6 protein-coding genes, 1 tRNA gene and 1 pseudogene are annotated in these 9,254 nt (G+C 32.2%); 6 read left to right on the top strand and 2 right to left on the bottom strand.

Annotated elements, in window-relative coordinates; genetic code table 11:
* Positions 1 to 990 (bottom strand): annotated as a pseudogene (locus CLV86_RS14410) (hypothetical protein); the annotation flags it as partial.
* Positions 991 to 1,159: 169 nt separating this feature from the next.
* On the opposite strand from CLV86_RS14410, the gene CLV86_RS03875 reads away from it, so the two are divergent.
* Positions 1,160 to 1,232, top strand: a tRNA-Gly gene (locus tag CLV86_RS03875).
* 34 nt (positions 1,233 to 1,266) lie between these two features.
* Here CLV86_RS03875 and pepE read toward each other — a convergent pair.
* Positions 1,267 to 1,974, bottom strand: a complete 708-nt coding sequence (gene pepE / locus CLV86_RS03870) for a dipeptidase PepE (protein WP_121049858.1) — start codon at positions 1,972 to 1,974, stop codon at positions 1,267 to 1,269.
* 139 nt (positions 1,975 to 2,113) lie between these two features.
* On the opposite strand from pepE, the gene CLV86_RS03865 reads away from it, so the two are divergent.
* The 5 genes from CLV86_RS03865 (at position 2,114) to CLV86_RS03845 (ending at position 9,247) form a co-directional block, all read left to right on the top strand.
* Positions 2,114 to 2,923: a carboxypeptidase-like regulatory domain-containing protein gene (locus tag CLV86_RS03865; RefSeq protein ID WP_076734033.1), complete on the top strand. Its 810-nt coding sequence runs from the start codon at positions 2,114 to 2,116 to the stop codon at positions 2,921 to 2,923.
* Positions 2,907 to 3,698 carry a carboxypeptidase-like regulatory domain-containing protein gene (locus CLV86_RS03860; protein WP_121049855.1) on the top strand — a complete coding sequence of 264 codons (792 nt, stop codon included), beginning with the start codon at positions 2,907 to 2,909 and terminating at the stop codon, positions 3,696 to 3,698. The genes CLV86_RS03865 and CLV86_RS03860 overlap by 17 nt, the downstream gene beginning before the upstream one ends.
* 61 nt (positions 3,699 to 3,759) lie before the next feature.
* Positions 3,760 to 4,260, top strand: a complete 501-nt coding sequence (locus CLV86_RS03855; RefSeq protein WP_121049852.1) for a DUF6702 family protein — start codon at positions 3,760 to 3,762, stop codon at positions 4,258 to 4,260.
* A 67-nt stretch (positions 4,261 to 4,327) separates the two neighbouring features.
* Positions 4,328 to 6,628 (top strand): M1 family metallopeptidase, encoded by a 2,301-nt coding sequence (locus CLV86_RS03850; protein ID WP_121049849.1) that lies wholly within the window; start codon positions 4,328 to 4,330, stop codon positions 6,626 to 6,628.
* Between the two features lie 213 nt (positions 6,629 to 6,841).
* Positions 6,842 to 9,247, top strand: coding sequence for a sodium-translocating pyrophosphatase (locus CLV86_RS03845; RefSeq protein WP_121049845.1), 2,406 nt, complete (start codon positions 6,842 to 6,844; stop codon positions 9,245 to 9,247).
* Positions 9,248 to 9,254: the final 7 nt, after the last annotated feature.

The raw sequence follows: 9,254 nt of genomic DNA, 5'->3' as shown, positions 1-9,254 counted from the left end.
ACCAACTTCACCTTGAGGTCCAGTTTCACCTTGAATACCTTGCTCACCTTGAGGACCCTGAGCGCCATCTGCACCATTTGTTCCAGCAGGACCTTGAGGACCAACTTCACCTTGAGGTCCAGTTTCACCTTGAATACCTTGTTCACCTTGTGGGCCTTGAGCACCATCTGCACCATTTATTCCAGCAGGACCTTGTTCTCCTTGAGGACCAACTTCACCTTGAGGACCAACTTCACCTTGAATACCTTGTTCACCTTGTGGACCTTGAGCGCCATCCGCACCATTTAATCCAGCAGGACCTTGTGGACCTTGAGGGCCAACTTCACCTTGAGGACCAGTTTCACCTTGAGGACCAACAATTCCAACAGTAGTTGTTACATTGTTTTCATTGGTATAAGTAACTGTACCATCTCCATTATCAACTAGAGTTGTAGCAGTTTCTAAGTTAGACACAATATTTGAAAGATTTAATTGTGTAAGTGTACCTGCTTCATCTATATAGTCAATAGTGGTATTGTTTGGGTTTAAAGTAATTGATGTTAAAGTTTCTAGTGAAGGTATATCTATTGTAACAGGAGCGCCATTACCATTGTTAAAAGTATAAGTTCCATCATTATTATCTATAAGATTAGACTTAATAATTGTTGTTGTAGATCCATCTTCGCTTGTATAACTAATAGTTCCATCATTATTATCTATTAATGAAGTAACAGTTTCATTATCCATTACATTAACACATAAACTTGACCATGTGTTGTTATTATATTGGAATAAGCAATTTTCGTCAGTATTGTAAATAATAGCTCCATTTAGTGGATTTAGAGCGTTCATCTGAGCTGTAGAAATTCTTGTTACAACTAAAACTTTATCTGTGCTTTCTAATTCAAGAATAGAGTTTGGGTTTATGGATTGAGGGTTTTCACCAACCTTAACTTGAGCAAATAAATTAGTTGCTAATAGAAATGTGAATAGTAGTAGGATTTTTTTCATTTTGAGGAATTTTTCTGTAAAAATATATCATGTTGATTGTTTTTACGAAAATCCACCATTCTTAGTTTTGTATATCGGTAAAAACCAAAAATATTCGATGAAATACATAATAATATTTATTAATTTTATTTGATAAACTATTTTAATTATTATATTTGCCACCGGAAATGCGAGAGTAGCTCAGTTGGTAGAGCGTCAGCCTTCCAAGCTGAATGTCGCCAGTTCGAACCTGGTCTCTCGCTCTAAGAAGCCTTATCTTTTAAAGATGAGGCTTTTTTATTTTAATATATTTAGGCTTGTATTGCTTTCAATCTCATACGGCTCTTTTTTGTATTCAAAAATTCTAGCTTTTAAATTACCTTTTAGAGTAATATTATTGCCTTTAACTTGAATATAGCTACCTTCTCTTAAGCCAATTACTGGTTGTGTATTAAATTGATGAAATTCTTTAATTCGAGTTTCTCTTGTTTCTCCCATATGCTTGCTTCCAATAATAGGATCAAGATAGTGTGGATTTATATTAAATGGAACAAAACCTAAAGTCTTAAAACTTGGTGGATAAACTATAGGCATATCGTTAGTGGTACTCATTGTTAATCCGCAAATATTACTACCGGCACTTGTGCCTAAATATGGTATACCATTATTAACGACTTCTTTTAAAGTATTTATACACTTGTTTTTATATAATTGATTTACTAAAACAAAGGTGTTTCCTCCTCCAACGTAAATGCCTTTAGCTTCTTTTAAGGCTTTAATAGGATTTTTAAATTCATGAATACCTATTATTTTTTTATCAATTAAATTAAAAGGTTCTTTTACTTTTTGCGTGTATTCTTCATGAGAAATACCGCCAGGTCTAGCATAAGGTATAAACAATATTTCATCTGTATTTTTAAAATGATTTTTTAAATCTTCTAAAATATAGTCTAAGGTTTCTCCTCCAAAAACTTTAGAAGTGCTTGCAATAATTATACTTCTCATTATGATTTATTTGTTGTAAATTTATGTATTACCAATTTAATTATAATAGACTATAGAAAACCTTTAACAAAAGTTTAAACCTCTTTTAAATTTAAATTAAGAAATGAAAACCGTTATTTACAAGTATAAAACCAATTATATGAAACATACTCTATCTATTTTATTTTTTTTTACTGCAACATTATTTCTTTTTTCTCAAAACGATTCTCGAATAGAAGTTAAAGGAAAGATAATTGTGGACTTAGAGGATTTAGAAAATATCACTATTTATAATACATCTTCAAACAAAGGAACAATTACTGACTCTTTAGGAAATTTTAAATTAAAAGTAGCTCTTAATGATGAAATTAAAATTTCATCTATTCAACTTATTCCTTTTACTACAAAAATTACTGATGCTGTAATAGATACTAAAGTTTTAAAAGTTTATTTAAAAGAATATATAAATACACTTGATGAAGTTGTTTTATTACCTTACGATTTAACCGGAGACCTTGCTACTGATGCTTTAGATGCAAAAGTGTCTGAGCCTATAGTTTTTAATTTTGAAAGTTTTGAGAATTTTGAGATGCCAGATGATTACCACTCAAAAGTAGATAATATAGCAGTTGGAAGCCAAAACGATCGCATACGTTATATGGCTAATGGTGTTGCAATTTTGGGATTAGTAACTAATTGGATATTTAAAAATAGAAATAAAGATAAAAAGAAAGCTAAGGATACAAGGTTAGAAACGCCTATCTCAAATCTATCTCAAGCATTTGAAAATTCATATTTTATAGAAAATTATAAAATACCAGAAGATAAAGTTCAAGCTTTTATTGCTTTTGTTGAAGATTCTCAGTTTGATAGTAGCCTTTTAGAGCCTAAAAACGAATTAAAATTAATAGAATATTTACATGCCAAGAGTAAAGTGTTTTTAGCATTAAAAAATGAAGAAAAGAACTAATATATGTTTTCTTTTATTTTTATTTTCTAGTATAGGTTTTTCTCAAAACCTAACTTTAAACGGTATTGTAACTGGAGAAGAAACGGTAGAAAATATTCATGTTATAAATAGAAGTCAAAAAAAGTATACTACAACAAATGAAAAAGGGTACTTTAAAATTGAAGCTTTAAAAAACGATACAATAGTATTTACTTCCGTTCAATATAAACCTTATACACATATTGTTACTTCAAAAAACATCTTAGATAAAGAGCTTAATGTAGCTTTAGAAATTAATGTTAACGAGTTGCCAGAAGCGGTAATTGGTTTTACCTTAACGGGAGATTTAAATAAAGATATTTTAAATTCTGATGCTAAGAGACCAATAAATTTCTATGATGTTGGAATTCCTGGTTACACAGGAAAAAAAATGAGAAAAAGTGAAAGATTATTAGCCGAAGCTGGTGAGTTTAAACCGTCTATGTTACTTGGTGTCTTAGCTGGCGGAATACCTCTAAACCCAATTTTAAATGGTATTTCAGGAAGAACTAAAGAACTAAAAAAGCGAGTGGCACTTGAGGATAATACAATATTTATGAATGCTTTAAAAAATAGACTGTCCGAAGCTTTTTTTAAAGAAAATGAATTAAAAAAAGAGCTCAGAGCAGATTTTTTCTACTTCTGTGCAGAAGATAAAAATTTTGAGACTAGATGTGCAATAAGCGATTTGGAAGCCTTAAAATTTATGAAAGAAAAATATTTAGTTTACAAAGAAAATTTAGAATCTAAAGAATAAGTATAAAAGATGGAACGCTTTTTGACTTCTTTGTGTAAGTTTGTATACGAAATCTCAAGCCATGAAAATTATTAAAATATTTCTAGTTTTAAGCATAGTATTGTCATTAGCCTATACTGGTGCTCATAAGTATTATGTTAGTATAACAAAAATTGAATACGTTAAAGAAAAACAATCTGTACAAATTATAACTCGCATTTTTATAGATGATTTCGAAAGACTTCTTAAAGAACGTTATGATAATGAAATAGTTTTAGCAAGTAATAATGACGAAACACAGATAGATAAATACATTGAGAAATATTTACTCTCTAAATTTAAAATTACTATAAACGAACAAGAATCGATATTAAATTTTATTGGTAAAGAGTATGATGGAGATGTGGTACAATGTTATTTAGAAATTGAAAATATTAAAAATATTAAGTCCTTTAGCGTAGAGAATAGCGTACTGTATGATATGTTTAGCGATCAAAAAAATATTGTTAGAACATTTATAAATGCTAAACACAAGTCCTTCATTTTAATTCCCGAAAATAGTATAGGAATGTTAAACTTCTAATAAAATAGATGTTTAAATCTTAAAATTTGTTAATTTCAGCCTTTATTCTGAAAAAACAACAACCAAAATGAACAACTTTAAGTACTACGTGCTATCTGCACTTTTTGTTACTGTTGGTGTATTCGCACAACAAGAACAAGAAAAAAAGGAGCCTCAACAAGGGCACACTAATCAAAATAAATTTAAACAACTCTATGATGAGTTTTCGACGCCAAACATGTATCGTGCTGCATCTGGAGCACCCGGATCTGCATACTACCAACAACAGGCAGATTACAAAATGGATTTAGTACTTGACGATGTTAATGCTAAATTATCAGGTTTCGAAACAATAACTTACACTAATAACTCTCCAGACGTACTAAATTATCTTTGGGTACAACTAGATCAAAATATGAGAGCCAGAGACTCAAAAACACCTTTAATAGAAAGTAGTGGAATTGGTCCAGCAAAACAAGTATCTAGCTATGCTAACGATTACATGGGAGAAGGTTTCGATGGAGGTTTTAATATTGAAGAAGTAAAAGATACAAATGGAAAGCCATTAAAACACATGATTAATCGTACAATGATGCGTGTTGAAATGCCTAAACCATTAGCTTCTGGAGAAAAATTCTCTTTCTCAATAAAATGGTGGTACAACATTAATGATCATGTTAATGGAAGAGGAAGATCTGGTTACGAGTATTTTAAAGAAGATGATAATAGAAACTACGTAATAGCACAGTTTTATCCAAGAATGGCTGTTTATAACGATGTAGAAGGATGGCAAAATTCTCAATTTTGGGGACGTGATGAATTCGCATTACCTTTTGGTGATTTTGATGTAAATATTACAGTGCCAGCAGATCATATTCTTGATGGAACAGGTGTACTTACTAATAGAAAAGAAGTGTACTCAAAAGAAATGATGAAGCGTTACGAAAAAGCTAAAAAATCTTTCGATGAACCTGTGTTAATTGTAACTCAAGCAGAAGCAGAAGCTGCCGAAAAAACAAAATCTACAAAAACAAAAACATGGAAATTAAGTGCTAAAAATGTGCGCGATTTTGGGTTTGCAACATCAAGACGTTATATATTAGATATGATGGCGGTAGACATTAATGGATCTACTAAAATGGCAGTTTCTATGTATCCTAAAGAAGGAAATCCATTATGGGAAGATTGGTCTACTAAAGCAGTTGCAAGTACATTAAAATCTTATTCTAGAATGACTTTCGATTATCCATATCATAAAGCTATTTCTGTACATGCAAAACAACAAGGTATGGAATACCCAATGATTTGTTGGAATTATGGTCGTCCAGATAAAGATGGTAATTATAACGACCGTACTAAGTTTGGTATGATGTCTGTAATTATTCATGAAGTTGGACACAATTTTTTCCCAATGATTGTAAATAGTGATGAGCGCCAATGGACATGGATGGACGAAGGTTTAAATACATTTGTGCAATATGTAGCAGAACAAGATTTTGGAAAATGGTATCCAGATGCTCTATCTGAAGGGCAAACAGCGTATCCTTCACGTCGTGGACCAGCAAAAAATATTGTACGTTATATGGGTGGTGATCAAAACTTTATTGCACCAATAATGACAAAAGGCTTAAACACATACCAATTTGGTAACAATGCATACGGTAAACCAGGAACAGCTTTAAATATTTTAAGAGAAACTGTAATGGGACCAGAATTATTTGACTATGCATTTAGAGAATACTCTCAACGTTGGATGTTTAAGCACCCAACTCCAGAAGACTTTTTCCGTACAATGGAAGATGCTTCAGCATTCGATTTAGATTGGTTCTGGAGAGGTTGGTTTTACACAACAGATTATGTTGATATAGGAGTTAAAGATGTTAAAGCATATTATGTTTCTACTAAACCAAATAAGCAAGGAAAGGCAATTGTAGAGCGTTATGGATTAAGTGAAGAAGACTTAGTTTATTTTGTTGAAGAAGGAAGTGAAGATCATGAAGCAGGAACAAAAAGCGAAAAGGTTTCAGATAAATCAAAAACTTTACAAGAATATTTAATGGATAACTTCTCTGCTCAAGAGCGTGCAAAAATGGAAGAGCCTAAATACTTTTATAACGTAACGTTTAATAAGCCTGGAGGATTAGTAATGCCAATTATTGTTGAGTATACTTATGCAGATGGAACAAGTAAAACAGAAACTTATCCAGCCCAAATATGGAGGTTAAACGATAAGGAAGTTAGTAAAGCAATTGCTTCAAATAAAGAAATTGTTAGTGTAACTGTAGATCCAAAAGAAGAAACTGCAGATGTAGACACATCAAATAATTCATGGCCAAAAGAGGTTAAAGAAGGAGAATTTGATAAGTTTAAGAATAAAGTTAGAAATTAAAACTTTAAGCTAAAAACAAATATTAAAAAGACCTGTTCATTTTTGAGCAGGTCTTTTTGTTTTTATAAAAAACATCTAATTTATCGTAAAACTTCCAAATTATTAAATTCGCAAATTTTAGCCTAAAAAAATGTGATTTTAAAAGATTTTTTTGTTCTCATTGAATTTATTACTTTAGCGAACGTTAAAAACTAATCAAATTATAAAACTAGTATGGATAAAATGATAATTTATTTGCCAATAGTATTGGCAGTATTGGGCTTAATTTACATGTTTGTTAAACAACAGTGGGTAATGAAGCAAGATGCAGGTGATGGTAAGATGAAAGAAATCTCAGATCACATCTACGAAGGCGCTTTAGCTTTTTTAAATGCAGAGTATAAATTACTTGCCATTTTTGTTGTTATAGTAAGTGTACTATTAGCAATTGTTTCTTTGGTTGTGCCAACAACGCATTGGTTAATTGTGGTGGCTTTTATCTTTGGAGCTGTCTTCTCTGCCTTTGCAGGAAATATAGGAATGAAAATAGCAACAAAAACAAATGTAAGAACAACTCAAGCGGCACGTACTAGTTTACCAAAAGCATTAAATATTTCTTTTGGAGGTGGAACTGTAATGGGACTAGGTGTTGCTGGTTTAGCTGTATTAGGCTTAACGGCTTTCTTTATATTTTTCTTTCATTTTTTTATGGGAGGAGTTTGGACAAATACTATGGATATGACCATAGTTCTTGAAACCTTAGCAGGTTTTTCTCTTGGAGCAGAATCTATTGCATTATTTGCACGTGTTGGTGGCGGAATTTATACAAAGGCTGCAGATGTAGGAGCCGATTTAGTTGGTAAAGTAGAAGCCGGTATTCCAGAAGACGATCCAAGAAATCCTGCAACAATTGCAGATAACGTTGGTGATAATGTTGGTGATGTTGCCGGAATGGGAGCCGATTTATTTGGGTCTTACGTAGCAACAGTTTTAGCGGCAATGGTACTTGGTAACTATGTTATAAAAGATATGGGAGGAAATATTGGTGAGGCCTTTGGAGGTATAGGTCCAATTCTTTTACCAATGGCAATTGCTGGAGTTGGGATTATTATTTCTATTATTGGAACAATGCTAGTTAAAATAAGTAATAATGAAGCAAAGGAGTCTCAAGTAATGGGCGCGCTTAATAAAGGTAATTGGACGTCTATAATTTTAGTGGCTTTAGCATGTTTTGGTCTATGTAAATACATGTTGCCAGAAACCATGCAAATGGAATTTTTTGGAGAAGGCTTAATTCAAATATCATCAATGCGAGTATTTTATGCAACATTAGTTGGATTGTTTGTAGGTGCTGTTATTTCGTCAGTTACCGAGTATTATACAGGTTTAGGTAAAAAACCAATTTTAAAAATTGTACAACAATCTTCAACCGGAGCTGGAACAAATATTATAGCAGGTTTAGCAACAGGAATGATTTCTACATTTCCATCTGTATTATTATTTGCAGGTGCAATTTGGGCATCTTATGCGTTTGCAGGATTTTATGGTGTTGCTTTAGCAGCTTCTGCAATGATGGCAACAACAGCTATGCAATTAGCAATCGATGCATTTGGTCCAATATCAGATAATGCCGGAGGTATAGCCGAAATGAGCGAACAAGAACCAATTGTAAGAGAACGTACGGATATTTTAGACTCTGTTGGTAATACAACTGCAGCAACAGGAAAAGGTTTCGCAATCGCATCGGCAGCATTAACCTCATTAGCCTTATTTGCAGCTTATGTAACATTTACAGGAATAGATGGTATTAATATATTTAAAGCACCAGTTTTAGCCATGTTATTTGTTGGTGGAATGGTGCCAGTTGTATTTTCTGCTTTAGCAATGAATGCTGTAGGTAAAGCTGCAATGGAAATGGTACATGAAGTTCGTCGTCAATTTAAAGATATACCAGGTATTATGGAAGGGACTGGAAAACCAGAATACGATAAGTGTGTGGCGATTTCAACACAAGCCTCTTTAAAAGAAATGATGTTACCAGGATTACTTACTATTGGTTTTCCTTTGGCTATAGCATTTGTACCAATGTTATTTGGAATGAACCATTTGGCTATCGCCGAAATGTTAGGAGGCTATATGGCTGGAGTAACAGTTTCAGGTGTACTTTGGGCGATCTTTCAAAACAATGCAGGTGGAGCTTGGGATAATGCTAAAAAATCTTTTGAAGCAGGAGTTGAAATAAATGGAAAAATGACTTATAAAGGATCAGATGCTCATAAAGCGGCAGTAACAGGAGATACAGTTGGTGATCCATTTAAAGATACTTCTGGACCATCAATGAATATTTTAATAAAATTGACGTGTTTAATTGGTTTAGTTATAGCTCCAATATTAGGAGGTCATACAGAAGAAGGTTATGCAATGAATAATACTAGTGTTGAAGTCTCAAGAGAAATCTCTATTGAAACTGATGCAAATGGAAATAATCTTGATAACTTAGCTACAGCTATTATTACAACTAAAACTGTAACTAATGGCGAAACTTCAATTTCTAAAAAAAATTTTAAAGGAACATTAGATGAGGTTAAGGAAGAAGCAAGTGTATATGCACAATCTGAAAAAAATAAAGCTCATAATTAAGAATTTT

Origin of the sequence: Lacinutrix venerupis, from assembly GCF_003663945.1 — a bacterium.
Taxonomy (GTDB): Bacteria; Bacteroidota; Bacteroidia; order Flavobacteriales; family Flavobacteriaceae; genus Lacinutrix; species Lacinutrix venerupis.
The sequence above is the reverse complement of the archived record's forward strand: the minus strand, read 5'-3'. Positions and strand labels throughout refer to the sequence as shown.

What these genes read in the sequence shown, in the direction of transcription:
- pepE (WP_121049858.1), bottom strand. Translation starts at nt 1,974, where the DNA reads ATGAGAAGTATAATTATTGCAAGCACTTCTAAAGTTTTTGGAGGAGAA.
- CLV86_RS03865 (WP_076734033.1), top strand. Translation starts at nt 2,114, where the DNA reads ATGAAACATACTCTATCTATTTTATTTTTTTTTACTGCAACATTATTT.
- CLV86_RS03860 (WP_121049855.1), top strand. Translation starts at nt 2,907, where the DNA reads ATGAAGAAAAGAACTAATATATGTTTTCTTTTATTTTTATTTTCTAGT.
- CLV86_RS03855 (WP_121049852.1), top strand. Translation starts at nt 3,760, where the DNA reads ATGAAAATTATTAAAATATTTCTAGTTTTAAGCATAGTATTGTCATTA.
- CLV86_RS03850 (WP_121049849.1), top strand. Translation starts at nt 4,328, where the DNA reads ATGAACAACTTTAAGTACTACGTGCTATCTGCACTTTTTGTTACTGTT.
- CLV86_RS03845 (WP_121049845.1), top strand. Translation starts at nt 6,842, where the DNA reads ATGGATAAAATGATAATTTATTTGCCAATAGTATTGGCAGTATTGGGC.